This is a genomic window from Streptomyces sp. NPDC048637 (assembly GCF_040650675.1).
Classification (GTDB): Bacteria; Actinomycetota; Actinomycetes; order Streptomycetales; family Streptomycetaceae; genus Streptomyces.
Map to the genome: position 1 here is coordinate 21779 of NZ_JBEZHQ010000023.1, position 25437 is coordinate 47215.

Consider the following 25437-nt stretch of genomic DNA (forward strand, 5'->3'; position numbering starts at 1 on the left):
GCGGTAGCGTCGTCCCTGCCATGGACCTCGCATTCATTCCCAGCCCGTCGGTCGGCGTCGTACATCTCGGCCCGATCCCGCTGCGCGGCTACGCGTTCTGCATCATCATCGGAGTCTTCGTCGGCGTCTGGCTCGGCAACAAGCGCTGGGTGCAGCGCGGTGGCCGCTCCGGAACCGTCGCGGACATCGCCGTATGGGCCGTGCCCTTCGGGCTGGTCGGCGGCCGCCTCTACCACGTCGTCACGACGTACGAGCCGTACTTCGGCCCCAACGGCCATCCGCTCGACGCCTTCAAGGTGTGGGAGGGCGGCCTCGGTATCTGGGGCGCGGTGGCGCTCGGCGCGGTCGGCGCCTGGATCGGCTGCCGCCGGCGCGGCATCCCGCTCCCCGCGTACGCCGACGCGCTGGCGCCAGGTCTCGCCCTCGGGCAGGCGATCGGCCGCTGGGGCAACTGGTTCAACCAGGAGCTGTACGGCAAGCGGACCGACGTGCCGTGGGCGCTGGAGATCAGCTCCGACCCCGCCATCGGACGCGTCGGCGGCACCTACCACCCGACCTTCCTCTACGAGTGCCTGTGGTGCATCGGCGTCGCGGCGCTGGTGATCTGGGCCGACAAGCGCTTCCGGCTCGGCCACGGGCGGGCCTTCGCCCTGTATGTCGCCGCGTACTGCGCGGGCCGCGCCTGGATCGAGTACATGCGGGTCGACGAGGCGCACCACATCCTGGGCCTGCGGCTGAACGTCTGGGTCGCGCTGATCGTCCTCGTCCTGGCCGTCGCCTACTTCGTGGTCTCCGCCAAGAAGGCACCCGGCCGGGAAGCCGTCGTCGAACCGGGGGCGCAGCCCGCGGAGGGCGCGGACGGCGAAACCGCCGAGAGCGGCACGGGCGGTGACGGCGCCGAGGAGGGCAAGGTCTCGGTCGAGAAGCCCGCGGCGAAGCCGGCGGCCGACGACGGCACGGCGGAGTCCGGCGCCGACAAGGCCGACAAGGCCGATGAGGCCGAGGAGTCCGCGCAGGACGAGCCCGGCGACACGAAGTCCGAGGACGCGGTGGACGAACCCGCCGCGGAGGCCAAGCCCGCCGGCAGCGGCAGCACCAAGAAGTCTTAGGCGGCCACCGGCTGCCGAACGCGCCGGGCGGATCCGGGACACCGGGTCCGCCCGGCGCTGTGCTGTCCGGACGCGGCGGCCGGGCGGTCAGCGCCGGCGCCCGGCCAGATCCAGCACCCGCCGGGCGCCCGCGACCACCGCCGCATCCACGAACCGGCCGTCCGGCAGCGCCAGCGCCCCGCCCTCCGCGGCGGCGGCCCGCACGATCTCCTGTGCCGCCGCGATCTCCTGTGCCGAGGGGAGATACGCCGCTTCGATGACCGGGAGCTGGCGGGGGTGGATCGCCGCCCGGCCCAGGAACCCCAGCGCCCGGCCCCGGGCGCAGGACCGGGCCAGCCCGTCGAGATCGTGCACATCCGGGTGGACCGACTGCGGCGGCGGGGCCAGACCGGCCGCGCGGGCGGCGACCACGGCCCGGCTGCGCGGCCAGGCCAGCCCCGTGTCGTCCCGCACCCCCAGCTCCCCGCACAGATCGGCCTCGCCGAGCGCGATCCCGCACAGCGCCGGATGCGCGGTGGCGATGGCGAAGGCGTGCTCGATGCCCAGCGCGGATTCGAGCAGCGCGTGCAGGGCCGGGGTGGCGGGCAGGGCGCTCGCGGCGGGCGGGGCCGCGGGGGCGAGGGTGGCGGTGGTGCCGGGGGGTGTACCGGCCGCCGGGGCGAGATGCCCCGCGCGGGCGCGCCCGGCCGGTGGTACGGGGCCCTCCGCGGCGTACGGCACGTTCTCGGGTACCGGCTCCGCGGCCGTCGTCGCCCAGCCGGCGGCGCGGTGGACATCGGCCGGGCTCTGCACCTTGGGCAGCCGGAGACCGGCCAGGCCCGGCAGCGCGGCGAGGGTGCGGATCTCGTGCTCGGCGAGCGGGCCGTCCAGCGCGTTGACCCGGACATGGACCGGAACCGGCACCGGGGCGCTCAGCAGCTCGGCGGTGGCCCGCAGCGCATGGTCCTTGCGGTCCGGGGCGACCGCGTCCTCCAGATCGACCACGACCACATCGGCCCCGCAGCCGAGCGCCTTGGCGACCGTCTCCGGGCGGTCCCCGGGCACATAGAGCCAGGTCAGCGGGGTGGGAGCGGGGGCCTGCCGGAGTGTGGGCGGGGCCGGACTCACAGCGCGCCCGCCGCGCGCAGCCCGTCGATCTCCGCGCCGGACAGTCCGAGCCCGGCCAGCACCTCGTCCGTGTCCGCGCCGTGCGGGCGGCCCGCCCACCGGATGCCGCCCGGTGTCTCGGAGAGCCGGAAGAGGACGTTCTGCATCCGGACCGTGCCGAGCTCGGCGTCCGGGACCTCGGTGATCGTTCCCAGTGCCGCGTACTGCGGGTCCGTCATCACCTCACGGATGTCGTAGAGGGGTGCCACGGCCGCCTCGGCCTTCTCGAAGGCGGCCAGCACCTCGGCCCGGTCGTGCCGGGCGATCCAGTCGCCGACCGCGGCATCCAGCTCATCGGCGTGCCGGGCCCGCCCCGCGCCGGTCGCGAACCAGGGCTCGTCGATCACCTCGGGCCGGCCGACCAGCCGCATCACCCGCCCGGCGATCGACTCGGTCGAGGTGGAGACGGCCACCCAGGAGCCGTCGGCGGTGCGGTAGGTGTTGCGCGGGGCGACGCTCGGGGAGCGGTTGCCGGTCCGCGGCTGGACATGGCCGAGCTGGTCGTACCAGAGCGGCTGCGGACCGAGGGCCGTCAGGATCGGTTCGATCAGTGCCAGGTCGATGACCTGGCCGCGGCCGGTGGCCTCCCGTCCGCGCAGCGCGGCCAGCACGGCGTACGACGTGGTCAGCGCGGCGATCGCGTCGGCGAGACCGAACGGCGGGAGGGTCGGCGGCCCGTCCGGCTCACCGGTGATCGCGGCGAAGCCGCTCATCGCCTCGGCGAGGGTGCCGAACCCGGGGCGCCGGGCGTACGGGCCGAACTGCCCGAAGCCGGTGACCCGCGCCAGCACCAGGCGCGGGTTGACGGCGGACAGCTCGTCCCAGCCCAGGCCCCATCTCTCCAGGGTCCCGGGCCGGAAGTTCTCCACGATGACGTCCGCTCCGGCGGCGAGCCGCAGCAGCACGTCCCGGCCGCCCGGGTGGGACAGATCCAGCGTCATGGTCCTCTTGTTGCGGCCCAGCAGCTTCCACCACAGTCCGACGCCGTCCTTGGCGGGCCCGTGGCCGCGCGACGGGTCGGGCCGGTGCGGATGCTCGACCTTGATCACCTCGGCGCCGAAGTCCCCCAGCAGGGTGGCGGCGAGCGGACCGGCGAACAGGGTGGCGAGATCGAGCACCCGCAGCCCGGCGAGCGGACCGGGGGCGGGGGACTCGGGGGCGGTGTGGTCACCGGCGGCGGGCCGGGGCACCCCGGACAGGGACGGATCGGTCATGGTGCGGGAGCCTTCGTTCGGTCGGCGGGGGTACCGGGCACGACCAGCGCGGCGGTGCGTGCCGCGAGGGCGTCGAAGCCGATGCCGTCCAGCCCGCGGACGCCGGTGGCCAGCCGGTTGCGCAGCGGTGCCGTCCAGCGGGCGGGCAGCGCGGCGGGCGAGCCGGCGAGCAGTCCGGCCAGTGAACCGGCGGTGGCGCCGTTCGAGTCGGTGTCCCAACCACCCGACACCGCACGGCAGATGGAGCCGGTGAAGTCACCGTCGGCGTGGGTGAGCGCGGCGGCCAGCAGCGCCGCGTTCGGGACGGCGTGCACCCAGTGGTGGTGCCCGTACGCGGTATGCAGCCGGTCGACGACGGTGGCGAAGGCAGCCGGGGTGCCGGTGGGCTCGTCGTGCGCCATCGCGATACCGCGGCGGACGGCCCGCGCGAACCGGGACCGCGCGGGGATCACGGCCAGCCCGGCCCGCAGCGCGCCGTGCACATCGGTGCTGCCGCCGGCCGCCGCGGCGAGCGCGGCCGCCACGAACATCGCGCCGTACACCCCGTTCGCGGTATGGCTGAGCGTGGCGTCCCGCCAGACCTGGGCCGCGGCGGCGGCCGGGTCGCCGGGGTGGGTCCAGCCGTGGATGTCGGCGCGGATCTGCGCGCCGATCCACTCCCGGAAGGGGTTGCGGTGCCGCGCGGTGTGCGGCGGCTCGATGCCGTCCAGGAGGTTGCGGTACGCCAGGCGCTCGGCGGTGAAGGTCCGGCCGGCCGGCAGCTCGTCCAGCCACAGCCGCGCCACATCGGCCGTGGCGAAGCCGGGTCCGTGGCGTTCGAGGAGGAGCAGGCCGAGCAGCGGGTGGTCGAGGTCGTCGTCCTCGGGCATACCGTCGATGTTCTCGGCGAGCGAGGTGGCGCGGCTGCGGCGGTTCCACGGGTGGCGTGCGGCCACCGCCGGGTCGAGTCCGGCCTCGGTGAAGTATCCGGCCAGCGGCCAGTTCCCGGTCGAGCGGGCGAGCGCTCTGACCCCGCTGAGCGGCAGTTTCTCGACCGGCTTGCCGAGCAGACAGCCGGCCGCCCGCCCGAGCCAGGCGGCCTCCAGACGGGCGGCCGGCACCCCGCCGTCCGGCCGCGGCCCGCCGTCCACGGGCCATGGCTCCCACTCCTGCTGAATCGCCGTCAGCCCGGTGGGTTCGTCGGCCTCCGACGGGCAGGGCAGCAGGGCGAGTTCATCGAGCAGCGTCCCGGCGAGCGCCCGCAGGGCCGGACCGGCCGGGCCGGGGGAGGCGCCCGCCCGGCCCGGCGCCGCCGTACCGCCCGCCGCTTGCCACCGCCGCGCGATGCCGGCGGCGTCCCGGCCGTCCTCCGCCGCCTGCCGCAGCTCATGCCCGAGCAGATCCTCGGGCTGGACCCAGGTCACCCGGAGCGGTGCCGGGGGAGCGGGCCGGGCGGGCGCCGTGGCCGTGGCCGTCACGGTCCGACCGCCTCCGCCATCGCCGGGATCGCCGAGATCGCGGTGAAGGCCTGCTCATGGGTGCGGGCGCGGGCCCGGTCGCGGGTGAAGATCTCGCGCGCGACGGCGGCCAGCGCGGCCCCGGGCGCCTGCAGATCGAGGCGGCTGGCGCGGGCGACCTCCGTGCTCCACTCGGCCGGCACCGCCTCCGCGCCGCGCAGGGCGCCGACCAGCGCACCGCTCATCGTGGCGATCGAGTCGCAGTCGCGGCCGTAGTTGACCGAGCTGAGGACCGTGGACCGGAAGTCGCCGCCACCGATCAGCAACATGCCGAGGGCGATGGGGAGTTCCTCGATGGCGTGCAGCCGGGAGGGGCGCCGGGCGCCGAGCGACGGGTTGCGGTAGTCCGGACCCACCGTGTCGAAGGGGGCGACGGCCGCGCGCAGCGGCACCAGCGCCGATTCGGGATCGGTGACCGAGGAAGCGGCCTCACAGACCGCCTCGATCGCGGCCCGGGTGCCGTCCTTGGCGAGCCGCAGTGCCTGGACGACGACCGAGGACGGGGTGGCGTCCGGGACGAACGCGGCGGCCACGGCCGCGGCGAACACCCCCGCCGCCTCCCGCCCGTACGAGGACTGATGGGCACCGGCGATGTCCAGCGCCTCGGCGTAGGCCCGGTCCGGATTGCCGGCGTTGACGATGCCGGCCGGCGCCATGTACATCGCCGCACCACAGTTGACGATGTTGCCGACTCCGGCCTCGCGCGGGTCCGCGTGCCCGTAGTGCAGCCGCGCCACGATCCACTTCTCGGCGAGGAAGATCCGCTGCACCGGCAGCGCCTCGGCCTCCAGCTCCGGGATCCAGCGCGGGGTACCGATCAGATCCGGTACCAGGTGGTCGGCGATGTCATAGGCGTCGAGGTGGTCGCGTACCGCCTCGTAGACCCGCACCAGCGCATGGGTCATCAGGGTGTCGTCGGTGACATGGCCGTCGCCCTTGTGGTACGGCGCGAGCGGGCGGGCGGTGCGCCAGTCGTCGTGGAACGGGCCGACGATGCCCGCGACCCGGCCGCCGTGCCGCTTCACGATCTCCTCCGGTGTCCGGCCCTCCACCGGCCCGCCGAGCGCATCACCGACGGCGGCGCCGACCAGCGCGCCGGTGGCCCGGTCCTCCAGGGACGGCGGGACGGGGGCGACGGGGGGCACCGGATTCACGGGTGACGGGTGCGCGACCGCGGTGACGGGGGTGACCGGCAGGATCCGGGTGGCCGGCGCGTCGGGGACGTGCGCCGCGGCCGGTGTCTGCTCGCTTGCGTAGGTCATGTGCGGGTGAGTCCTTCCACGGTGGGGGAGGGGGCGGGAGCCAGAAGGGCGCCCGGGACGGCTTCCGGACGGGCTGGCGGGGGAGCCGCGGCGGCTTCGGGCGCGGTCAGCTCCGTACGGGCGAGCAGCCCGGCCAGCTCGACCAGATCCGTGCCGGCCAGCCGTGGCAGCGCACAGCCGGACAGCACCCGGCAGGCGTCTCGCCAGGTGCGGGGCAGGGCGTGCGCGCCGCCGAGCGCACCGGTCAGCGCCCCGGCGAGGGCCGGTGCGGAGTCGGCGACCCGGGAGAGACAGGCGGCGGCCGGTACCGCCTCGCCGACCAGCCCGTCCGTCGCGAGGGCCAGTGCCAGCGCCACCGGGACGGTCTCGGCCGCGGCGATGCCGTAGCTGTAGACGTGGTCGACGATCTCGTGCTCCAGCACGGGCACCAGGGCGAAGGCGGTGCCGGGGCGGCCGGACCGGCCGGGACCGGCCGTGGCGAAGGACCGGGCGAGACGGACCGCGTGCAGGGCGTTGCGGCGGATCTCGGTGCCCTCGGGGAGCTGGTCCAGCGCCGCCTCCACACAGCCGTCGGCCGGCGTGCCGCCGAGCGCGGCGGCGACCGCGGCGGCCATCGCCCGCGCACCGTGCACCCCGTCGCCGTCCTGGGTGTAGCGCGCGTCGTACTCGGCCAGCGCGGCCGCGGCGGACGGCTCGCCCGGGTGCACCACGGCCAGGACGGCGGCGCGTACGCAGGCCGCGTCGTCGAAGTAGTGCGGGTTGTCGTGGCCGGTGGCGGGCGGCCGCAGCCCGGCGGCGAGGTTGCCGAGCCCGGCACGTACGGAGATCCGGGCGCGCAGCGGCAGTACGGCGGACTCGACCTCGGGCGCCCGGTCGGCGGCCGCGGCGACCTCGTTGGCCAGCGCGTTCCAGGCGAGATCGATGGCGGCCCGCATCCGGCGGTCCAGGCCCAGGTCGCTGAGCGGGGCGCCGGCCGCGGTGAGCACCGATTCGGCGGTGAAGGCCGCCCATTCGGCGTCGTCGGAGGGCCCCAGCCGCAGGGGTTCGGGCGGCTGGTTGAGGGCGATCGGCACGGGCAGCGTGGTGGTCGCGTTCTGCTCGGCGAAGGTGTCCAGCTCACGGGTCAGCCGCCGGGTCCACTCCGGCATCCGCGCCGCCCGGTGCCGGGCCGCCGGCCACCCAGCGGCGTCCCCCGCGGCCACCCCGAGCAGCAGCCCCTCGATACGGCTGCGGGCGCCGGCGGCGATCCCCACTGCTTCCCGGCCGTTCATCGGGCGCCCACCACGGCCTTGACGCCCGCCCCGGCGCCGGGCCCCGCCGCGGCACCCGCCCGCGGATCCGCCCCCGGCGAGGTCAGCAGCTCGGCGATGTCCAGCACGTGATAGCCCGCCATCGACGGCAGACAGCTGCCGCGCGCCGGGCCGATGGCGGCGGTCCAGGCCTCGGGGATCGCGGCGGCGCCGCACAGCGCACCGGCCAGTGCCCCGGCGACGGCGGCTGTGGTGTCGGCGTCGCGCCCCATGTTGACCGCGGTCAGCACCGAGGCGGAGAAGTCGCCGCGGGCCGCCTCGAACGCGCCGAAGGCCAGGCCGACCGCCTCCGGCGCCAGGTCCGTCCAGGGGTAGCCGCCGACCACGACGGCGGAGCGCACCGCGCGCTCGGTGCCGAGCCGGGTGATGCCCGGGTCGTGGCGGGAGCGCTGGGCGGCGCCGACCGCCCGGCGCAGCGAGCGGGCGGTCCAGGAGTCCTCCGGTACGACGGACAGCGCGGCGGCGATCACCGCGTCGGTGGAGGAGGCGACCATGGCGGTGGCGACACCGGCGGCCACTGCCCGGCCGCCGTAGATCCCCTCGCCGTCGTGGCTGACCGTGCCGTCGATGGCGACCAGCCGGGCGGCCTCGGCGGGCCGTCCGGCGGCGAACACCCCGAACGGCGCGGCGCGCATCGCCAGCCCGTCGCTCCAGGCGTGCCGGTGCTGGGCGGAGATGGGCGCGGCCAGGCCCCGGCGCAGGTTCTCCAGGGTGCCGCGCTCGCTGAAGCCCGCACCGCGGAACGGCCCCTCGTCGCGGTCGGCGATCCACTGGTGCCAGGCGGCCTCGACATGGGCGACGGTCAGCGCCGAGCCGTGTGCGGCGAGCAGCAGCCCCGAGAAGATGGCGTACTCGGTGTCGTCGGTGCCGGCCGGGTCGTCCTCGACATAGCCCTCGATCCGGCCCCAGCGGCGGCGGATCTGCGAGGGCTTCATGTTCTCCGCGGGGGCACCGAGCGCATCACCGACGGCGAGCCCGAGCAGCGCGCCGCGGGCCCGGTCGCGGAGGGCGTCGCCCGCGCCGGGCCCGGCCGGATCCGCGGGCGGAGGGTGCGCTGCGCTCATGGTGCGTGCCGTTCTGTCGTACGGGCCGGACCGCCGCCCGGGGACTGCGGGGCGCCGCCCGGCTTCGGACCGCTGCGCTGTATCCGTGCCACGCGACGGCCCGGCTCTCCTGTCCCGGGCGGCAGGGTCACCCGGTCGACTCCCTCGGACGGCCCCGGAGCGGTGCGGCCGGCCGCACCCGCAACGGTGTGTGACCCGGATCTCATCGCCGGCATCGCGGAAAAACCGCAGGTCAGCGCGGTAAGTTCGGCCTTCCTTGCTAGCGGCGGAGGGTGCTCCCCGCATAACTTCGAAGCGTTGGAGGGGGAAGTGCCGCCATCGGCCCACACCTCGCTTGCAGGGAGTAGGTACCGATATGTCCGTCATGGAGATCATGGATGCCGCGGCGCCGACGCATGTGGCCCACCGCGACAACCACACCCACCGCGATGTGAACGGTGGCTGGCTGCGCCCCGCCGTCTTCGGCGCGATGGATGGGCTGGTCTCGAACGTCGCCCTGATGACGGGTGCCGCCGGCGGTGCGCTGCCACAGCAGGCGATCATCATCACCGGCCTCGCGGGCCTGGCCGCCGGCGCCTTCTCGATGGCGGCGGGGGAGTACACCTCGGTCGCCTCGCAGCGTGAGCTGGTGCAGGCCGAGCTGGATGTCGAGCGGTCCGAACTGCGCAAGCACCCGAAGGACGAGCTGGAGGAGCTCGCGGCCCTCTACGCGTCGCGCGGGGTCGAGCCGGTGCTCGCCCGGCAGGTCGCGGAACAGCTGTCCCGGGATCCGGAGCAGGCCCTGGAGATCCATGCCCGCGAGGAATTGGGCATCGACCCGTCCGACCTTCCTTCGCCCGCCGTCGCCGCGATCTCCTCCTTCGGATCGTTTGCGCTGGGCGCGCTGATGCCTGTCCTTCCTTATCTGCTGGGGGCGTCCGCGATCTGGCCCGCGGTGCTGCTCGCGCTGGTCGGGCTGTTTGCCTGCGGGGCGGTGGTGGCGCGGGTGACGGCGCGCTCCTGGTGGTTCAGCGGGCTGCGCCAACTCGCCCTCGGTGGCGCCGCCGCGGGTGTGACGTACGTCCTGGGAGCACTGTTCGGAATCGTCGTAGGCTGATGTGTCATACGGGTGACTGCATAATTTCAGCGTTACCCAGCGGTTTCGTTTTGTTGACGGCCGGGCATAAGGCCCAGGCGTCGCGGGCAATGTCGCTCGCCGAACGCCGCCTTGTGGGACGGCCCCGTTTCCGTCCGCGTACTGACTCACCGCAGTTGCGGTGTCCGCATGCTGGAAGCCCCTTTTCGCTTTTTGAGAAGGGAGCCATCCTGTAACCTGCACGAAATTTCGCGGAGGGCCAACGTCGTCCCTCGGCAATTCCCCCAGGCCTAAAGGGCCTGGGAGGTACCCCGATTGCCACTACGACGTTGGGAGAGCCGATGCGTTTTGCGTCCACGCACTCCGCGACCACCAGCAGCAGCGACGCCGCCGCCTGGTCGCCCATGGACGGCCGCCCCGCCCAGCAGGGGATGTACGACCCCCGCAATGAGCACGACGCCTGTGGCGTCGGCTTTGTGGCCACCCTCACCGGCGAGGCCAGCCACGCACTGGTCGAGCAGGCGCTCACCGTCCTGACGAATCTGGAGCACCGCGGTGCCACCGGCTCCGAGCCCGACTCGGGCGACGGCGCCGGCATCCTGCTCCAGGTGCCGGACGCGTTCCTTCGCGAAAACGTCACTTTCGAGCTCCCCGAGGCCGGCGCCTACGCCGTCGGCATCGCCTTCCTCCCGTCCGAGGCCCAGGAAGCGGCCGACGCCGTCTCGCGCATCGAGACGATCGCCGCTGAAGAGGGCCTGGACGTCATCGGCTGGCGGGTCGTCCCGGTCGCCCCGCAGCTGCTCGGCAACGGCGCCCGCGCCACCATGCCGGCCTTCTCCCAGATCTTCGTGAGCGACGGCGTGAACACCGGCCTCGCGCTCGACCGCAAGGCCTTCGCGCTGCGCAAGCGCGCCGAGCGGGAGGCCGGGGTCTACTTCCCCTCGCTGTCCGCCCGCACGATGGTGTACAAGGGCATGCTGACCACCGGGCAGCTGGAGCCGTTCTTCCCGGACCTGTCCGACCGCCGCTTCGCCACCGCCGTCGCGCTGGTCCACTCGCGGTTCTCCACCAACACCTTCCCGAGCTGGCCGCTGGCCCACCCGTACCGCTTCGTCGCGCACAACGGCGAGATCAACACGGTCAAGGGCAACCGCAACTGGATGCGCGCCCGCGAGTCGCAGCTGGCCACCAAGCTCTTCGGCAAGGAGAACGCCGAGAATCTGGAGCGGCTGTTCCCGGTCTGCACCCCGGACGCCTCCGACTCCGCCTCCTTCGACGAGGTCCTGGAGCTGCTCCACCTCGGCGGCCGCTCGCTGCCGCACTCCGTGCTGATGATGGTCCCCGAGGCGTGGGAGAACTCCCCCTCCATGGACCCGGCCCGGCGCGCCTTCTACCAGTACCACTCCACGATGATGGAGCCCTGGGACGGCCCGGCCTGTGTCACCTTCACCGACGGCGTCCAGGTCGGCGCGGTCCTCGACCGCAACGGTCTGCGCCCCGGCCGCTACTGGGTCACCGACGACGGCCTGGTCGTGCTCTCCTCCGAGGTCGGCGTCCTGGACATCGACCCCGCCAAGGTCGTCCGCAAGGGCCGTCTGCAGCCCGGCCGGATGTTCCTCGTGGACACCGCCGAGGGCCGCATCATCGAGGACGACGAGATCAAGGCACAGCTCGCCGCCGAGCAGCCCTACCAGGAGTGGCTGGACTCCGGTCTGATCGAGCTCGCGGACCTGCCCGAGCGTGAGCACATCGTGCACACCCACGCCTCGGTCACCCGCCGCCAGCAGACCTTCGGCTACACCGAGGAAGAGCTGCGCGTCATCCTCGCCCCGATGGCCAAGGCCGGCGCCGAGCCCATCGGCTCGATGGGCACCGACTCGCCGATCGCCGCGCTCTCCGAGCGCCCCCGGCTGCTCTTCGACTACTTCACCCAGCTCTTCGCGCAGGTCACCAACCCGCCGCTGGACGCCATCCGCGAGGAGCTCGTCACCTCGCTGATCTCCTCCCTCGGCCCCCAGGGCAACCTCCTGGAGCCGACCCCGTCCTCCTGCCGCAGCGTGACCCTGCCCTTCCCGGTCATCGACAACGACGAGCTGGCCAAGCTCGTGCACATCAACGCCGACGGCGACATGCCCGGCATGAAGGCCGTGACCCTCTCCGGCCTCTACCGGGTCTCCGGCGGCGGCGAGTCGCTGGCCGCCCGGATCGAGGAGATCTGCGCCGAGGCGGACGCCGCCATCGACGACGGCGCCCGGCTGATCGTGCTGTCCGACCGGCACTCGGACGCCGAGCACGCGCCGATCCCGTCGCTGCTGCTCACCGCCGCGGTCCACCACCACCTCATCGGCACCAAGGAGCGCACCCAGGTCGGTCTGCTCGTCGAGGCCGGCGATGTGCGCGAGGTGCACCATGTCGCGCTGCTCATCGGCTTCGGCGCCGCGGCCGTCAACCCGTACCTGGCCATGGAGTCGGTCGAGGACCTCGTCCGCGCCGGCACCTTCCTGCCCGGCATCGAGGCCGAGGCCGCCATCAAGAACCTCATCAAGGCGCTCGGCAAGGGCGTCCTGAAGGTCATGTCCAAGATGGGCATCTCGACCGTCGCCTCCTACCGCGGCGCGCAGGTCTTCGAGGCCGTCGGCCTGGACGAGGAGTTCGTCGAGAAGTACTTCCACGGCACCGCCACCAAGATCGGCGGCGCCGGCCTGGACATCATCGCCAAGGAGGTCGCGGCCCGGCACGCCAAGGCCTACCCGGCCTCCGGCATCGCCGCCACGCACCGCGCGCTGGACATCGGCGGCGAGTACCAGTGGCGCCGCGAGGGCGAGCCGCACCTCTTTGACCCGGACACCGTCTTCCGGCTCCAGCACTCCACCCGCTCGCGCCGCTACGACATCTTCAAGCAGTACACCGAGCGGGTGAACGAGCAGTCCGAGCGGCTGATGACGCTGCGCGGTCTGTTCTCCTTCGCCGCCGACCGCCCCTCGATCCCGATCGAGGAGGTCGAGCCGGCGTCCGAGATCGTCAAGCGCTTCTCCACCGGCGCCATGTCGTACGGCTCCATCTCGCAGGAGGCGCACGAGACCCTCGCCATCGCCATGAACCAGCTGGGCGGCAAGTCCAACACCGGTGAGGGCGGCGAGGACCCCGACCGTCTCTACGACCCGGCGCGCCGCTCTTCCATCAAGCAGGTCGCCTCCGGCCGCTTCGGTGTGACGTCCGAGTACCTCGTCAACTCCGACGACATCCAGATCAAGATGGCCCAGGGCGCCAAGCCCGGCGAGGGCGGCCAGCTGCCCGGCCACAAGGTCTACCCGTGGGTCGCCAAGACCCGGCACTCCACCCCGGGCGTCGGCCTGATCTCCCCGCCGCCGCACCACGACATCTACTCCATCGAGGACCTGGCTCAGCTGATCCACGACCTCAAGAACGCCAACCCGCAGGCCCGCATCCACGTGAAGCTGGTCTCCGAGGTCGGCGTCGGCACGGTCGCCGCGGGTGTCTCCAAGGCGCACGCGGACGTGGTCCTGATCTCCGGTCACGACGGCGGTACGGGTGCCTCCCCGCTCACCTCGCTCAAGCACGCGGGCGGTCCCTGGGAGCTGGGCCTGGCCGAGACCCAGCAGACGCTGCTGCTCAACGGCCTGCGTGACCGGATCGTGGTGCAGACCGACGGCCAGCTCAAGACCGGCCGCGATGTCGTCATCGCCGCCCTGCTGGGCGCCGAGGAGTACGGCTTCGCGACCGCACCGCTGGTCGTCTCCGGCTGCGTCATGATGCGCGTCTGCCACCTGGACACCTGCCCGGTCGGCATCGCCACCCAGAACCCGACGCTGCGCGAGCGGTTCAACGGCAAGGCCGAGTACGTCGTCAACTTCTTCCAGTTCATCGCCGAAGAGGTCCGTGAGCTCCTCGCCGAGCTGGGCTTCCGCACCCTCGACGAGGCCATCGGCCACGCCGAGCTGCTGAACACCTCCCGCGCGGTGAAGCACTGGAAGGCGCAGGGCCTGGACCTGGCCCCGCTGCTGCACGTCCCCGAGCTGGCCGAGGGCGCCGTCCGCCACCAGGTCATCGAGCAGGACCACGGTCTGGAGAAGGCGCTCGACAACGAGCTGATCAAGCTCGCCGCCGACGCGCTGGCCGCGGACACCGCCGAGGCCGCCCAGCCGGTCCGGGCACAGATCGCGATCCGGAACATCAACCGGACCGTCGGCACCATGCTCGGCCACGAGGTCACCAAGAAGTTCGGTGGCGCGGGCCTGCCCGACGACACCATCGACATCACCTTCACCGGCTCGGCCGGCCAGTCCTTCGGCGCGTTCCTGCCGCGCGGCATCACGCTGCGCCTGGAGGGCGACGCCAACGACTACGTCGGCAAGGGCCTGTCGGGCGGCCGGGTCATCGTCCGCCCGGACCGCGGCGCCGACCACCTCGCCGAGTACTCGACCATCGCCGGCAACACCCTTGCCTACGGCGCCACCGGCGGCGAGCTGTACCTGCGCGGCCGGGTCGGCGAACGCTTCTGCGTCCGTAACTCCGGTGCCACGGTCGTCTCCGAGGGCGTCGGCGACCACGGCTGCGAGTACATGACCGGCGGCAACGCGGTCGTGCTGGGCGAGACGGGCCGTAACTTCGCGGCCGGTATGTCCGGCGGCTTCGCCTACGTCATCGACCTCGACAAGGCCAACGTCAACAAGGAGCTCGTCGACGCGGTCCACGCGCTGGACGACGCCGACAAGCAGTGGCTGCACGACGTCGTGCGCCGCCACCAGGAGGAGACCGGCTCCACCGTTGCCGCCAAGCTCCTCGCCGACTGGGATGCCGCAGCCGCGCGCTTCAGCAAGGTCATCCCGCCCACGTACCAGGCAGTGCTCGTCGCCAAGGACGCCGCTGAGCAGGCCGGGCTCTCCGAGTCCGAGACCCACGAGAAGATGATGGAGGCGGCGACCAATGGCTGACCCCAAGGGCTTCCTGAACCACGAGCGCGAGATCGCCAAGACCCGCCCCGTCGAGGAGCGCGTCAAGGACTGGAACGAGGTCTACCAGCCCGGCTCCCTGCTGCCGATCATCAGCAAGCAGGCGTCGCGCTGTATGGACTGCGGTATCCCGTTCTGCCACAACGGCTGCCCGCTCGGGAACCTCATCCCCGAGTGGAACGACTACGCCTACCGCGAGGACTGGACCGAGGCCAGCGAGCGGCTGCACGCGACCAACAACTTCCCGGAGTTCACCGGTCGCCTGTGCCCCGCGCCCTGTGAGGCCGCCTGTGTGCTGGGCATCAACCAGCCGCCGGTGACCATCAAGAACGTCGAGGTCTCCATCATCGACAAGGCGTGGGACAACGGGGACGTCACCCCGCAGCCCCCCGAGCGCCTCTCCGGCAAGACCGTGGCCGTCATCGGCTCCGGCCCGGCCGGACTCGCCGCCGCCCAGCAGCTGACCCGGGCCGGCCACACCGTCGCCGTCTACGAGCGCGCGGACCGTATCGGTGGTCTCCTCCGCTACGGCATCCCCGAGTTCAAGATGGAGAAGCGCCACATCAACCGCCGCATCGAGCAGATGCGCGCGGAGGGCACCAAGTTCCGTACGGAGGTGGAGATCGGCCGCGACCTCGACGCGAAGAAGCTGCGCAAGCGCTACGACGCCGTCGTCATCGCCGCCGGATCCACCACCTCCCGCGATCTGCCGGTGCCCGGCCGTGAGCTCAACGGCATCCACTTCGCGATGGAGTACCTCCCGCTCGCCAACAAGGTGCAGGAGGGCGACCTGACCGTCGCCCCGATCAGCGCCGAGGGCAAGCACGTCGTGGTCATCGGCGGCGGCGACACCGGCGCGGACTGCGTCGGCACCGCCCACCGCCAGGGCGCGGCCTCCGTCACCCAGCTGGAGATCATGCCCCAGCCGGGCGAGGAGCGGAACGCCAACCAGCCCTGGCCGACCTTCCCGATGCTCTACAAGGTCACCTCCGCGCACGAGGAGGGCGGTGAGCGGGTCTACTCCGTCTCCACCACCCACTTCGAGGGCGACGAGGACGGCAATGTCCAGTGGCTGCACCTGACCGAGGTGGAGTTCAAGGACGGCCGGCCGACGCCGAAGCCCGGCACCGAGCGGAAGATCCCGGCCCAGCTGGTCACCCTCGCGATGGGCTTCACCGGCATCGACCAGGAGAACGGCCTGGTCGAGCAGTTCGGCCTGGAGCTCGACGAGCGCGGCAATGTCGCCCGTGACGCGGACTTCGCCACCAACGTCCCCGGTGTGTATGTCGCCGGTGACGCCGGCCGCGGCCAGTCCCTGATCGTGTGGGCCATCGCCGAGGGCCGTTCCGCGGCCAAGGGCGTGGACCGCTTCCTCACCGGAGTCAGCGCCCTGCCGGCTCCCATCAAGCCGACGGACCGGGCACTGACCGTGTGACCGACCGTCCCCCGATGTCCCGTACAACGTCGTGCGGAACAACCGCGGCGCCTGCCTCCTCCCCCGACCGGAGGACAGGCGCCGCGGCGTGTGTGCCGCCGGACCCGGTGCGCCGCGGACGGCGCCCTACGAGCCGCCGCGTGCGGCGGGGAAGCGCCGCCCCAACTGCCGTGCCATCTCCCGCGCGGACGCCGGCACGGCCTGCGGCGGGGGAGTGCCCGGCGGCCGGAAGTCATGCACCGGCGGATGCCACGCCCCCAGGTCGATCCGCCGGTCGCCCAGCGGCAGTACCCACCGCGGATCGGCATGCACCCGCAGCACCTGCGCCTCGATCTGCGTCCACGCGCCGTCGGTGACCGTCCGCTCGCCGACCCGGCGCGCCTCCAACTGCACCGGACAGTGCACCAGTCGGGGCGGCCGGACCAGCTCGGACGGCTCCGTCCACGGCGCGTCCGTGGAGTACGGCATACCGCTCGCCCCCTCCTCGGCCCCCGTCCCGTCCGGCGGCAGATTGAAGACCACGTCCGGGCGTACCGCGAGATTCTGCGCGGTCCGGCCGCGAGCCGGCAGCCAGACGCTGACGACCGGTCCGAGCTCCCACCGGATGCGCAGCTCGACCAGCACAAATGTCCCGTCGTCGTTCTCCGTGGACAGCAGCGCCGGGGCGACCGAACTGCTTTTCTCCAGCGCGCCTTTCATGGTGCCGAGGATAGAAGCCGGATGATTCGGTGCTCACCGAAATGTTATCAGAGGTTACTCTGTGTACATGAAACGATGGGACGCCGATCAGGAAAGCGTCGCGGAGACCCCCGATCTGGCCGCCCTCGCGGCGCTGCTCGCGGACCGCACCCGTGCCGCGATCTGTATGGCCCTGCTCGACGGCGGCGCCTGGACCGCGGGCGAACTGGCCGAGTACGCCGCGGTGGCGCCGTCCACCACCACCGAGCACCTCAACCTCCTGGTCTCCGGTGGACTGCTCGCCGAGGAGCGCCAGGGGCGGCGGCGTTACGTACGGCTGGCCGGGCCGGAGACCGCGGAGACCCTGGAGAACCTCGCCGGTCTCGCCCCCTACCGCCAGGTCCCGATCCGCTCCCTGGCCGAGGCCAACCACCGCCGGGCCCTGCACCATGCCCGGACGTGCTACGACCACATCGCCGGCGCCCTCGGCGTCGCCATCGCCGAGACGATGACCGAACGCGGCCTGCTGGCACGGGACTACGGCCTGGTGCTGACCGCCGCCGGCGCCGACTGGCTCGCCGCGCTCGGCATCCCCGACGCCGCTCCGCCGGCCGCCCACCGGGCCCATGTCCGCACCTGCCTCGACTGGACGGTGCGCCGTCAGCATCTCTCCGGCGCGGTCGGTGCCGCGCTCTACCGGCACGCCCTGGAGCGCGACTGGGTCGTCAAGGCCGTCGCCACCCGCATCCTCACCCTCACCGCGGCGGGCCGGTCGGCCTTCCGGGCGCAGCTCGGACTGCCCGACGAGGCGCTCTTCCCCTGAACGTCAACGGCGGTACCCGAACCACCTGTTGACGCCCGCCCGGCCGGTACGGGGGAGTGGGCGGTGGCGGGCGCCGCAGGCCCACGGTGCTCGGGGAGGCGCCCCCTAGGCACCCCTAGACACCCCCTTAGGCGCCGCCGCCCTCCGTGAGCCGGGCCGGGAAACCGCCGGTCGCGACCGGCCCCCAGCGCAGCGGCGTCACCCGGATCAGCGACTTGCCCTGCTTGCGCATCGCCTCCCGGTACTGGTCCCAGTCCGGGTGCTCACCGGCGATGTTGCGGTAGTACTCGACGAGCGGCTCGATGGCGTCCGGGGTGTCGATGACCTCGGCCTCGCCGTCGATCTGCACCCACGGACCGTTCCACTCGTCGGACAGCACGATGACGCTGACCGAGGAGACCCGGCGGGCGTTACGGACCTTGGCGCGCTCCGGGTATGTGGCCATCACCAGCCGCCCGGAGTCGTCCACCCCGCAGGTCAGCGGCGAGCCCTGCGGGGTGCCGTCGGAACGGCGGGTGAGCAGGATCGCGCGGTGACGGGGGCGGACGAACTCCAGCAGCTCGGGCAGGTCGACACGGGTGTTGGTGGCGGTGGAAGGGCTCATGGGGGCGAGCCTAGGGCGTGGAGTGCCCTCGAAGCCGGACCGCGCACCGAACCGACCGCCACGTCGGACCGGCGGTCAGCCCTTCTTGAGGAGCTCCTTGCCGGTGGCCGCGTCCACGACCTTGCGGTCGCCCAGCGCGCTCTTGAGCTGCACCTTCACCTTGTCGGTGGCCAGCTGCTCGGTGCACATCCCCTTGGCGCTCTTCCGCTTGCCCCAGCCGGTGATCACCACCAGGTCCTTCGACTCATGGCTGCGGGCACCGAAGCGGACATCGCAGGCGCTGTGCCCGACGGTGACGGTGATCTCCCGTACTCCCGTGTCCTTGGGACGGTCCGCGCCGGCCAGCGGCAGCAGCGCCTGCTTCCGCCCGGTGACCGGGGAGACCTTCGGCCACTGCCGCACGATCTGGTCCGCCCGCTGCTCGAAGGCGTCCGGCTTCTTCGGCGGCGGGGCGCTGCCCACGGTCTGCTGCTTCTGGCCGCAGCCGGACAGTACGGCGGTGCCGGATACCGCCAGGGCGAGCACGGTGGTGAGCGTACGGGTGCGGGAGAGGTGGGATCCTCGCATGACATGCCTCCTTGGTTCGGCGATGAGACGCACCGAGGGCAAGACAGGTTCCGGCCGGGTTCCGGACGCCTTCCGCTCTGCGCTCAATCCGCCCACGGCGCAAAGCCGGTGATCGCCGGGCGGTGCCCGTTAGCGTCCGGGGCATGGATGCGCTCACCGAGATCACCCCCACCGTCTGGCAACTCGCCTTCCCCGTCGGGCATGTGTACCTCGTCGCCCTCCCCGACGACGGATACGCCGTGGTCGACACCGGCATCCCCGGCTCGGCCCCCGCCGTCCTCGGCGCGCTGGCCCGGCTCGGCGGCCGGCCGGACCAGCTGCGGCAGATCGTGCTCACCCACTCCCACGTGGACCACATGGGCTCCGCCGCCGACCTGGTCGCCGCCACCGGCGCCCGCGTACTGGCCGGCGCCCTGGACGCCCCGTACATCCGCGGCACCGCACCCGAACCCGCGCCGGTGCTCAGCCCCGCGGAGCAGTCGCTGCACGAAGGGATCATGGCCGATTTCGCGGCCGCCGGGCTCCCGCCGCTGCGCCCCGTCGAGGTCGACGTCGAACTGTACGACGGCGACACCCTCGACGGCTGGCCGGAGCCGGTGCGGGTGCTGCACGTCCCCGGCCACACCCCCGGCGGGATCGCGCTGCACCTCCCCGCGAGCCGGCTGCTCTTCCCCGGCGACATCATCGGCGCCACCCCCGACGGCACCCGGGCGGTCCTCGGCCCCTTCAACGTCGCCCGGGAGGAGGCCCTCGCCTCCTTCCGGCGGCTCGCCGCCCTCGACGACGTCGACACGGTGTGCGTCCCGCACGGCGCCCCGCTCCGCACCGGCGCCCGGGACGTACTGGCCGCGGCCACACCCGAGAAGGACTGGCAATGAGGGCCCCGGACGGCCTCCGGGCGTACGGGCGGCAGCCCGAGGCCTGGGACGAGCAGGGGCCGGACGGGGTGGTGCGACGGCACGAGACGAGGTGCACGCTGATGCGCAAGGAGCCGTAGCGGCGCCCGCGGCCGGCCGTCAGCCCGACTCGCGTGCCATGACGTGGAAGGTGCCCAGCCGGTGGGTTCCGGGTGTGGCGGCAGGGTCGAGGAGGAGGTCGGCGACCAGGCCGGCGATCCGCTCCGGGGGAGTGAGCTCGGTACGGACACTGGTCAGCCGGGGGCGCAGCAGCCGCGCCAGCAGCAGATCGTCCGCGCCGACCACCGCGAGGCCGTCCGGGCCGTCGGCGCCGACGGTGTGGCCGGCGTCCTGGAGGGCGCGCATCAGCAGCATCGCGTACTCGTCGTTGAACCCGAACACCGCGTCCAGGCCCAGCTTCGGCCAGGCGGCGGCCAGTCCCGCCGCGGACTCCTCGGTGCGGGCGAGGTCGAGCGGGCGCACCTGCGCGCCGGGGTGCGCGGCGGCCGCGGCCCGTACGCCCGCCAGCCGGAGCTCCGCGCAGTCCGCCGGCCCCGGTTCGGCCGGCCGGACCACACCGATCCGCCGGCGGCCGCGGGCCAGGAGGTGTGCACCGGCCCGGAGCCCGGCCTCCCGCTGGTCGAGGAGGAGAGTGTGGGCGCCGGGCGGCGCCGACCGGCCGAGGACGAGGACCGCGGCGGTGCCGGCGCGGCGCAGCAGCTCGACGGCGGGCGCGTCCAGCGGCGGCCCGTGCAGGTTCAGTACGGCGGCGGGCCGCAGCTCGGCCCAGGCGCGGGCGGCCGCCATGGGAGAGCTCGCGGGCGCACCGTGCAGCACACCGGTGTAGCCGAGACGGTGCAGCGCGGTCTGGAAACCGGCCAGGAAGCGGGTGAAGAGGGGGCCGAAGGCCTCGGCCGCGTCGGCGGGGGCGGCCAGCAGCACGATGCTGCCCCGGCCGGCCCGCAGACTGCGGGCGGCGGCGTGCGGCACATACCCCAGTTCCTCTGCGGCGGCCCGGACCCTGGCCTGGGTGCGCTCGCTGACCCGCCCGGCGGCCTGCCCGTTCAGCACGTAGGAGACCGTCGCGCGCGAGACCCCGGCGAGCCGGGCAACGGCCGTACTGGTCGGGGGTGTTGGGGTGGCCCGCGGGCCGGCTCGGTCAGTCATCCTGCCGGGCATCCTCGCACAGCGGAATTTTCCGGCGGGTCGGGGCGGAGCGCACTCCCCGGCTCCACTGACACGTGTAACGTCGGGCCGATGCGAACCGGCCCCGGGGAACGGGACCGGACCGTCGGGAGTCGGAGAACGCGGGAACCGAAGGGCGCGCGAACCGAAGAAAGGCAGGGCCATGCAGCTGCACACCCACGAATGGGGCGCCGGTGAACGCGTGGCGGTGCTGGTCCACGGCCTGATGTCCGATCACCGCACCTGGCACCGGGTCGGTCCGGCGCTCGCCGGCCGGGGCTATCGGGTGCTCGCCGTCGATCTGCGCGGCCACGGCCGCAGCCCGCGCGGCGAGTACGGCGCCGAACTGTTCGCCGAGGACCTCGTGGAGACCCTGCCCGCCGCCCCCGAGGTCGTCATCGGGCATTCCCTGGGCGGGCTGGCGCTGTCCCTGGCGGTGGAGCGGCTGCAGCCGCGGCGGGCGGTGTACTGCGATCCGGCCTGGTCGCTCGCCCGGCTCGGACAGCCCGTCGACCCGGCCCTGTTCGTCGCGTTCAAGGGGGCCGACCGGGCGATGGTGCGGACCTTCAATCCGCGCTGGTGCGACGCCGATGTCGACCTTGAACTGGCCACCGTCGCGGACTGGGACACCGGGACCGCCCTCGCACTGTCCGCCGTCCATCTGCAGGACCACACGCCCGAGAAGCCGGCCGTCCCGTCCCTGGTGCAGTTCGCGGGGGAGGGGTTCCTCTTCTCCGAGCAGGCGGCGGCCGAACTGACCGAGCGGGGCTTCGAGGTGCGTACGGTGCCGCGCACGGGACACACCATCCACCGCGATGACTTCGACGGCTTCATGGCGGGCCTGGAGGGCTGGGTCTAGGACGGCCCGGGAGCCCCGGGAGCCCCGGGAACACCTCGGTCTCCGTCAGGTATCGCAGTCCAGCAGCGTCTTGCACAGTCCGCAGCGCGCCTGGAGCCGGCCGCGGACCGGGACCCGGATCCGCTGATGGCAGGCGGGGCAGGGGAACGACACCCGCAGGGGCGACGGGCCCTCGAAGGCATAGCCCTCACCGGCGGCGGGCGGCCGGCCCGCGCGCCGCGGTTCCTGCGCCGCCCGGCGGTCCTTGGCGTAGCGCAGCCGGGCGGCCCACCCCGCGCCGGCGAGCGGTGGCCGGCGCAGGTCCTGGCGGGCCCGTGCCGCGCCCGCCGTGTACGCGTCGTACGCCTGCGGGCTGGTGAACCACGGCGCCGGGTCCTCACCGAAGAACCGGGCCCGCTTGGCGAGGACGTAGCCGAACTCCTCCGGCGTCAGGTAGCCCAGCTTCTGCGAGAACGGGCCGTGCTCGCGGTAGGCGTCCAGCAGCAGCCAGCCCGCGCCGAGATAGGCGGCGGCGGTGTCGGTGAGGATCTCGTTGTCGCGGGTGCCGGGGAACGACAGGTCCAAGCGGTGGAGATAGACATGCATCACCTCATGGGCCAGCGCGGCGCCGATGTCCGTGCGGTGCTTGGTGAAGCGCTCGTTGAGCTCGATGAAGTACTCCGGCCCCGCGGTGAGTTCGACATTCGCGGCATGCTCCATCTCGCGGAAGGTGAGGACCACCCGCGCGTCCGGCAGATGCAGTTGCCGGACCATGGCGCGGGCCACCCGCTGCGCGCCCAGATGCAGATCCTCGGTCTCGTCGAAGGCCACATCGACCGGCAGCACGCTGGTGGCGAAGGTGCTCACCGTGTCGTACGACAGGCGTTTGAACAGCGCGTGGACGGCCGAACGCACCGTATCGAGGTGGGGATATCCGTGCTCGATCTCTCTGCCGCCCGTGGTCACCCGGCCACTGTACGGGGGGCCGGGAAAGTCCGGTATGAACCGTACGGGGCGTGGCGCGTACGGGAGTTGGCCGGATGCGCACCCTTGTCACTCTGATCGCCCACTCCACATAATCACAGTGCGCTCTACGGACTCATCCCCCACTGGGTCCGGACGCCTTACGGCGTGCTGTCCTCCTCCACGTGCGGTGTGCGACGGCCACGTCCGGCTCCGGTGTTGGCATGGGCTCGTCATTGACGTGCAACCCCCCACGAAAGGAAGCCCGTTGCGCAGCTACCGGAAGCACCTCAAGAGAAGCACTGCCGTCGGCGCGATTGCCCTGGCCGCTTTCAGCCTCCAGCCCGGCTCGGCCTCCGCCGCGCCCGCACCGGAACCGTCCGGATCCCACACCAAGGTCGTCGGCGGCACCAAGGCCGACCAGGGTGAATTCCCCTTCATGGTCCGGCTGTCGATGGGCTGCGGCGGCGCCCTCTACGCCAAGGACATCGTGCTCACCGCGGCGCACTGCGTCGACGGGAGCGGCGACAACACCTCCATCACCGCCACCGCGGGCGTCGTCGACCTGGAGGACGAGGGCGCCGTCAAGGTCAACTCCACCAAGGTCCTGCAGGCCCCCGGCTACAACGGCAAGGGCAAGGACTGGGCGCTGATCAAGCTCGCCAAGCCGATAGACCAGCCCACACTGAAGATCGCCGAGGACGACAAGCTCAACAACGGCGACTTCACCATCGCCGGCTGGGGTGCCGACAAGGAAGGCGGCGAACAGCAGCGCTACCTCCTCAAGGCGACCGTGCCGTTCGTCGACGACGCCGCCTGCCAGAAGGCCTACGGCGACCAGCTGACCCCCGGTGACGAGCTCTGCGCCGGCAAGCTGGACACCGGCGGCACCGACACCTGCCAGGGCGACTCCGGTGGCCCGATGTTCCGCAAGGACGACGCCGGCCAGTGGCTCCAGGTCGGCATCGTCTCCTGGGGCGAGGGCTGCGCACGACCCGGCAAGCCCGGTGTCTACAGCGAGGTGAGCGCCTTCGCCGCGAACATCAAGAAGGCCGCGGGCGAACTGGGCTGACCGCCCCCCCCGCACACCGAGGGCCCGGGGAGCCGCTCCCCGGGCCCTTCGCCGGCCGGAAGTCCCGGACCTCGCTCCCGGCCCTTCGTCCCTCCGCGCCAGGGACCTTGGTCCCTCCGCCCCGGGACCAAGTGCATGCTTCCGGCCGGACCTTGTGCCGTCACGGATGACCGGACGGCCCCTGGGCGGCCCCGCGCGGGCTCCCTAGCGTGAACGGTATGACCACCGAACCCCGCCGCCGCCCCCCGGCGCCCGACCGCTACCGCCGCGGGACGGTCGTCGCCGCACTGCTCCTCGCCGCCTCCGCCGCGACCCTCGCCTATGTCCTGCTCGGCGGCCATCACGACCTCGTCGAGTCACCGGACGATGCCCCCTCGAACGCGGCCCGGGCCTGAACCGCACCGCACCCCCCGGCGACGCTCCACCGCACCGGCCCCGGCGGCCCCTGCGCGAACGCGGCGGGCCGCACACATGAGCCCCCTGCCGGAGTGGACGGCGAACCGGCCGCGGCACCGCGCCGCGGCCAAGGCCGGTCCGGCGGTGCTCCTGCTGCTCCTCGTCGGGCTGGAGACCGTGGCGATGGCCCACCAGCCCGCCCGGCCGCACGCCATCATGGGAGCCACCGCCGTCGCCGTCTGCCTGTGCGCGGTGCCCGCCGCCCGGATCCCGCTGACCGTCCGGGCCGCCGCCGCGGCCGGGATCTCGCTGACCGGATCGGCGGTGCTGAGCGCCGGCCCGCACCCGCCGCAGGTGTGGGGCCTGGGCGAGGGCCTCGCCCTGCTCCTGCTGCTCGCCGCCGTGGTCCGCCGGGCGCCCGGCCGCACCGCCGCCGTCCTCGGCCCGCTGCTGGGCCTGGCCTGCGTCCTCACCCCGCTGCGGGACCTCCGGCCCGGCATCTTCACCGTCGTCCAGGCGGTGCTCACCGTGGTCGTCGCCGCCTACTCGCTGACCCTGCGCCGGCAGGACGCCCAGCGGCTGCGCGACCTCGCGGCGGTCCGGGCCGCCGAGCGCCTGGAACTGGCGCGGGAACTGCACGACCTGGTCGCCCACCACGTCACCGGCATCGTCGTCCAGGCCCGCGCGGCCCGCTGCACCGCCCTCGACGGCCCGCCGGCCGACGCCACCTTCGAACGGATCGAGACCGCCGGCAGCGAGGCGCTGGGCGCGATGCGCCGACTGGTGCGGGTACTGCGCGAGGACGGGGCGCGGGCCCACCCGCTCGCCGGCCTCGCCGAGGTCCGTGCCATGACCGACGCCTTCGCCCGCACCGGCCCGCCGGTCGTCCTCGCCCTCGACACCGGCGCGGCGGACGCGCTGCCGGCCGAGGTGGCCGCGGCGGTCCACCGCATCGTGCGCGAGGCGCTCACCAACATCCGCAAGCACGCCGCGGACGCCACGGCGGTACGCATCGGCCTGCGGTCCGTACCCCGCGGCGTGGAGCTGCGCATCGCCAACGACGGCGGCGCCCCCGCCCGCCTCTCCGAACAGGCCCGCGGCGGCGGCTTCGGCCTGGCCGGACTCACCGAACGGGCCGAGGCGATGGGCGGGCGGCTTACCGCGGGCCCGGCGGCGGAGGGCGGCTGGGAGCTCACCGCCGTCCTGCCCCTCGACAGCGGGGCGACGGCCTGACCCGCCCGCCGCCCCTCCCGCGCACACATCTGTCCAACACCTGCCCCTCCTTTGTCCATAGGCGCACGCCCCGCACCGGCAGCACGCTGTCCGCCGAC

22 protein-coding genes are annotated in these 25437 nt (G+C 73.5%); 11 read left to right on the top strand and 11 right to left on the bottom strand.

Annotated features, from left to right (window positions below):
• The first annotated feature begins 20 nt into the window (after nucleotides 1–20).
• A complete protein-coding gene (gene lgt, locus AB0C46_RS25810) occupies nucleotides 21–1109 on the top strand; it encodes a prolipoprotein diacylglyceryl transferase (RefSeq protein WP_362830609.1) in 1089 nt (362 codons plus the stop codon).
• A gap of 87 nt (nucleotides 1110–1196) precedes the next feature.
• Here the strand turns inward: lgt and AB0C46_RS25815 are convergent, their stop codons facing one another.
• The 6 genes from AB0C46_RS25815 to AB0C46_RS25840 are packed head-to-tail and all read right to left on the bottom strand — an operon-like array spanning nucleotide 1197 to nucleotide 8601.
• The gene (locus AB0C46_RS25815; RefSeq protein ID WP_362830610.1) at nucleotides 1197–2216 is read right to left on the bottom strand and encodes an aldolase/citrate lyase family protein; all 1020 of its coding nucleotides are present in this window, start codon (nucleotides 2214–2216) and stop codon (nucleotides 1197–1199) included.
• Entirely contained in the window at nucleotides 2213–3469 is a 1257-nt protein-coding gene (locus tag AB0C46_RS25820) for a CoA transferase (RefSeq protein ID WP_362830611.1), read from the bottom strand. Before AB0C46_RS25820 ends, AB0C46_RS25815 begins: the two co-directional genes overlap by 4 nt.
• Complete coding sequence (locus tag AB0C46_RS25825) at nucleotides 3466–4926, bottom strand: ADP-ribosylglycohydrolase family protein (protein WP_362830612.1); 1461 nt, start codon at nucleotides 4924–4926, stop codon at nucleotides 3466–3468. Before AB0C46_RS25825 ends, AB0C46_RS25820 begins: the two co-directional genes overlap by 4 nt.
• Complete coding sequence (locus AB0C46_RS25830; RefSeq protein ID WP_362830613.1) at nucleotides 4923–6227, bottom strand: ADP-ribosylglycohydrolase family protein; 1305 nt, start codon at nucleotides 6225–6227, stop codon at nucleotides 4923–4925. The genes AB0C46_RS25825 and AB0C46_RS25830 overlap by 4 nt, the downstream gene beginning before the upstream one ends.
• Nucleotides 6224–7498 (bottom strand): ADP-ribosylglycohydrolase family protein, encoded by a 1275-nt coding sequence (locus AB0C46_RS25835; RefSeq protein ID WP_362830615.1) that lies wholly within the window; start codon nucleotides 7496–7498, stop codon nucleotides 6224–6226. Before AB0C46_RS25835 ends, AB0C46_RS25830 begins: the two co-directional genes overlap by 4 nt.
• The gene (locus AB0C46_RS25840; RefSeq protein ID WP_362830616.1) at nucleotides 7495–8601 is read right to left on the bottom strand and encodes an ADP-ribosylglycohydrolase family protein; all 1107 of its coding nucleotides are present in this window, start codon (nucleotides 8599–8601) and stop codon (nucleotides 7495–7497) included. The genes AB0C46_RS25835 and AB0C46_RS25840 overlap by 4 nt, the downstream gene beginning before the upstream one ends.
• 364 nt (nucleotides 8602–8965) lie before the next feature.
• On the opposite strand from AB0C46_RS25840, the gene AB0C46_RS25845 reads away from it, so the two are divergent.
• The 3 genes from AB0C46_RS25845 (at nucleotide 8966) to AB0C46_RS25855 (ending at nucleotide 16084) form a co-directional block, all read left to right on the top strand.
• The gene (locus AB0C46_RS25845; RefSeq protein ID WP_362830726.1) at nucleotides 8966–9697 is read left to right on the top strand and encodes a VIT1/CCC1 transporter family protein; all 732 of its coding nucleotides are present in this window, start codon (nucleotides 8966–8968) and stop codon (nucleotides 9695–9697) included.
• 320 nt (nucleotides 9698–10017) lie between these two features.
• Nucleotides 10018–14631 carry a glutamate synthase large subunit gene (gltB, locus tag AB0C46_RS25850; RefSeq protein WP_362830618.1) on the top strand — a complete coding sequence of 1538 codons (4614 nt, stop codon included), beginning with the start codon at nucleotides 10018–10020 and terminating at the stop codon, nucleotides 14629–14631.
• Nucleotides 14624–16084: a glutamate synthase subunit beta gene (locus AB0C46_RS25855; RefSeq protein ID WP_362830619.1), complete on the top strand. Its 1461-nt coding sequence runs from the start codon at nucleotides 14624–14626 to the stop codon at nucleotides 16082–16084. Before gltB ends, AB0C46_RS25855 begins: the two co-directional genes overlap by 8 nt.
• Nucleotides 16085–16210: 126 nt before the next feature.
• On the opposite strand, the gene AB0C46_RS25860 is transcribed toward AB0C46_RS25855, so the two are convergent.
• Nucleotides 16211–16783, bottom strand: coding sequence for a hypothetical protein (locus AB0C46_RS25860; RefSeq protein ID WP_362830620.1), 573 nt, complete (start codon nucleotides 16781–16783; stop codon nucleotides 16211–16213).
• 67 nt (nucleotides 16784–16850) lie between these two features.
• Between AB0C46_RS25860 and AB0C46_RS25865 the strand changes: the two genes are divergently transcribed.
• Nucleotides 16851–17585, top strand: coding sequence for a winged helix-turn-helix domain-containing protein (locus tag AB0C46_RS25865; RefSeq protein ID WP_362830621.1), 735 nt, complete (start codon nucleotides 16851–16853; stop codon nucleotides 17583–17585).
• Nucleotides 17586–17712: 127 nt separating this feature from the next.
• Here the strand turns inward: AB0C46_RS25865 and AB0C46_RS25870 are convergent, their stop codons facing one another.
• Nucleotides 17713–18189, bottom strand: coding sequence for a PPOX class F420-dependent oxidoreductase (locus AB0C46_RS25870; RefSeq protein ID WP_362830623.1), 477 nt, complete (start codon nucleotides 18187–18189; stop codon nucleotides 17713–17715).
• 75 nt (nucleotides 18190–18264) lie between these two features.
• Complete coding sequence (locus AB0C46_RS25875; protein WP_362830624.1) at nucleotides 18265–18756, bottom strand: hypothetical protein; 492 nt, start codon at nucleotides 18754–18756, stop codon at nucleotides 18265–18267.
• A gap of 143 nt (nucleotides 18757–18899) precedes the next feature.
• Here AB0C46_RS25875 and AB0C46_RS25880 point away from each other — a divergent pair, with 143 nt between their 5' ends.
• On the top strand, nucleotides 18900–19634 hold the full coding sequence (locus tag AB0C46_RS25880) for an MBL fold metallo-hydrolase (RefSeq protein ID WP_362830626.1): 735 nt from the start codon (nucleotides 18900–18902) through the stop codon (nucleotides 19632–19634).
• Nucleotides 19631–19753 carry a hypothetical protein gene (locus tag AB0C46_RS25885; protein WP_362830628.1) on the top strand — a complete coding sequence of 41 codons (123 nt, stop codon included), beginning with the start codon at nucleotides 19631–19633 and terminating at the stop codon, nucleotides 19751–19753. Before AB0C46_RS25880 ends, AB0C46_RS25885 begins: the two co-directional genes overlap by 4 nt.
• Before the next feature lie 19 nt (nucleotides 19754–19772).
• On the opposite strand, the gene AB0C46_RS25890 is transcribed toward AB0C46_RS25885, so the two are convergent.
• Nucleotides 19773–20819: a LacI family DNA-binding transcriptional regulator gene (locus AB0C46_RS25890; protein WP_362830629.1), complete on the bottom strand. Its 1047-nt coding sequence runs from the start codon at nucleotides 20817–20819 to the stop codon at nucleotides 19773–19775.
• A gap of 181 nt (nucleotides 20820–21000) precedes the next feature.
• Here AB0C46_RS25890 and AB0C46_RS25895 point away from each other — a divergent pair, with 181 nt between their 5' ends.
• Entirely contained in the window at nucleotides 21001–21696 is a 696-nt protein-coding gene (locus AB0C46_RS25895) for an alpha/beta hydrolase (RefSeq protein ID WP_362830630.1), read from the top strand.
• Nucleotides 21697–21741: 45 nt separating this feature from the next.
• Here AB0C46_RS25895 and AB0C46_RS25900 read toward each other — a convergent pair whose 3' ends face one another.
• Entirely contained in the window at nucleotides 21742–22641 is a 900-nt protein-coding gene (locus AB0C46_RS25900; protein ID WP_362830631.1) for a hypothetical protein, read from the bottom strand.
• A gap of 265 nt (nucleotides 22642–22906) precedes the next feature.
• On the opposite strand from AB0C46_RS25900, the gene AB0C46_RS25905 reads away from it, so the two are divergent.
• The 3 genes from AB0C46_RS25905 (at nucleotide 22907) to AB0C46_RS25915 (ending at nucleotide 25339) form a co-directional block, all read left to right on the top strand.
• A complete protein-coding gene (locus tag AB0C46_RS25905; RefSeq protein WP_362830632.1) occupies nucleotides 22907–23710 on the top strand; it encodes a serine protease in 804 nt (267 codons plus the stop codon).
• A 218-nt stretch (nucleotides 23711–23928) separates the two neighbouring features.
• Entirely contained in the window at nucleotides 23929–24105 is a 177-nt protein-coding gene (locus AB0C46_RS25910) for a hypothetical protein (protein WP_362830633.1), read from the top strand.
• A gap of 76 nt (nucleotides 24106–24181) precedes the next feature.
• Nucleotides 24182–25339 carry a histidine kinase gene (locus tag AB0C46_RS25915; protein ID WP_362830635.1) on the top strand — a complete coding sequence of 386 codons (1158 nt, stop codon included), beginning with the start codon at nucleotides 24182–24184 and terminating at the stop codon, nucleotides 25337–25339.
• The last annotated feature ends 98 nt before the right edge of the window (nucleotides 25340–25437 follow it).

Coding starts and splice junctions, on each gene's coding strand:
- lgt (WP_362830609.1), top strand. CDS start 21: ATGGACCTCGCATTCATTCCCAGCCCGTCGGTCGGCGTCGTACATCTC.
- AB0C46_RS25820 (WP_362830611.1), bottom strand. CDS start 3,469: ATGACCGATCCGTCCCTGTCCGGGGTGCCCCGGCCCGCCGCCGGTGAC.
- AB0C46_RS25830 (WP_362830613.1), bottom strand. CDS start 6,227: ATGACCTACGCAAGCGAGCAGACACCGGCCGCGGCGCACGTCCCCGAC.
- AB0C46_RS25835 (WP_362830615.1), bottom strand. CDS start 7,498: ATGAACGGCCGGGAAGCAGTGGGGATCGCCGCCGGCGCCCGCAGCCGT.
- AB0C46_RS25840 (WP_362830616.1), bottom strand. CDS start 8,601: ATGAGCGCAGCGCACCCTCCGCCCGCGGATCCGGCCGGGCCCGGCGCG.
- AB0C46_RS25845 (WP_362830726.1), top strand. CDS start 8,966: ATGGAGATCATGGATGCCGCGGCGCCGACGCATGTGGCCCACCGCGAC.
- gltB (WP_362830618.1), top strand. CDS start 10,018: ATGCGTTTTGCGTCCACGCACTCCGCGACCACCAGCAGCAGCGACGCC.
- AB0C46_RS25855 (WP_362830619.1), top strand. CDS start 14,624: ATGGCTGACCCCAAGGGCTTCCTGAACCACGAGCGCGAGATCGCCAAG.
- AB0C46_RS25860 (WP_362830620.1), bottom strand. CDS start 16,783: ATGAAAGGCGCGCTGGAGAAAAGCAGTTCGGTCGCCCCGGCGCTGCTG.
- AB0C46_RS25865 (WP_362830621.1), top strand. CDS start 16,851: ATGAAACGATGGGACGCCGATCAGGAAAGCGTCGCGGAGACCCCCGAT.
- AB0C46_RS25870 (WP_362830623.1), bottom strand. CDS start 18,189: ATGAGCCCTTCCACCGCCACCAACACCCGTGTCGACCTGCCCGAGCTG.
- AB0C46_RS25875 (WP_362830624.1), bottom strand. CDS start 18,756: ATGCGAGGATCCCACCTCTCCCGCACCCGTACGCTCACCACCGTGCTC.
- AB0C46_RS25880 (WP_362830626.1), top strand. CDS start 18,900: ATGGATGCGCTCACCGAGATCACCCCCACCGTCTGGCAACTCGCCTTC.
- AB0C46_RS25885 (WP_362830628.1), top strand. CDS start 19,631: ATGAGGGCCCCGGACGGCCTCCGGGCGTACGGGCGGCAGCCCGAGGCC.
- AB0C46_RS25890 (WP_362830629.1), bottom strand. CDS start 20,819: ATGACTGACCGAGCCGGCCCGCGGGCCACCCCAACACCCCCGACCAGT.
- AB0C46_RS25895 (WP_362830630.1), top strand. CDS start 21,001: ATGCAGCTGCACACCCACGAATGGGGCGCCGGTGAACGCGTGGCGGTG.
- AB0C46_RS25910 (WP_362830633.1), top strand. CDS start 23,929: ATGACCACCGAACCCCGCCGCCGCCCCCCGGCGCCCGACCGCTACCGC.
- AB0C46_RS25915 (WP_362830635.1), top strand. CDS start 24,182: ATGAGCCCCCTGCCGGAGTGGACGGCGAACCGGCCGCGGCACCGCGCC.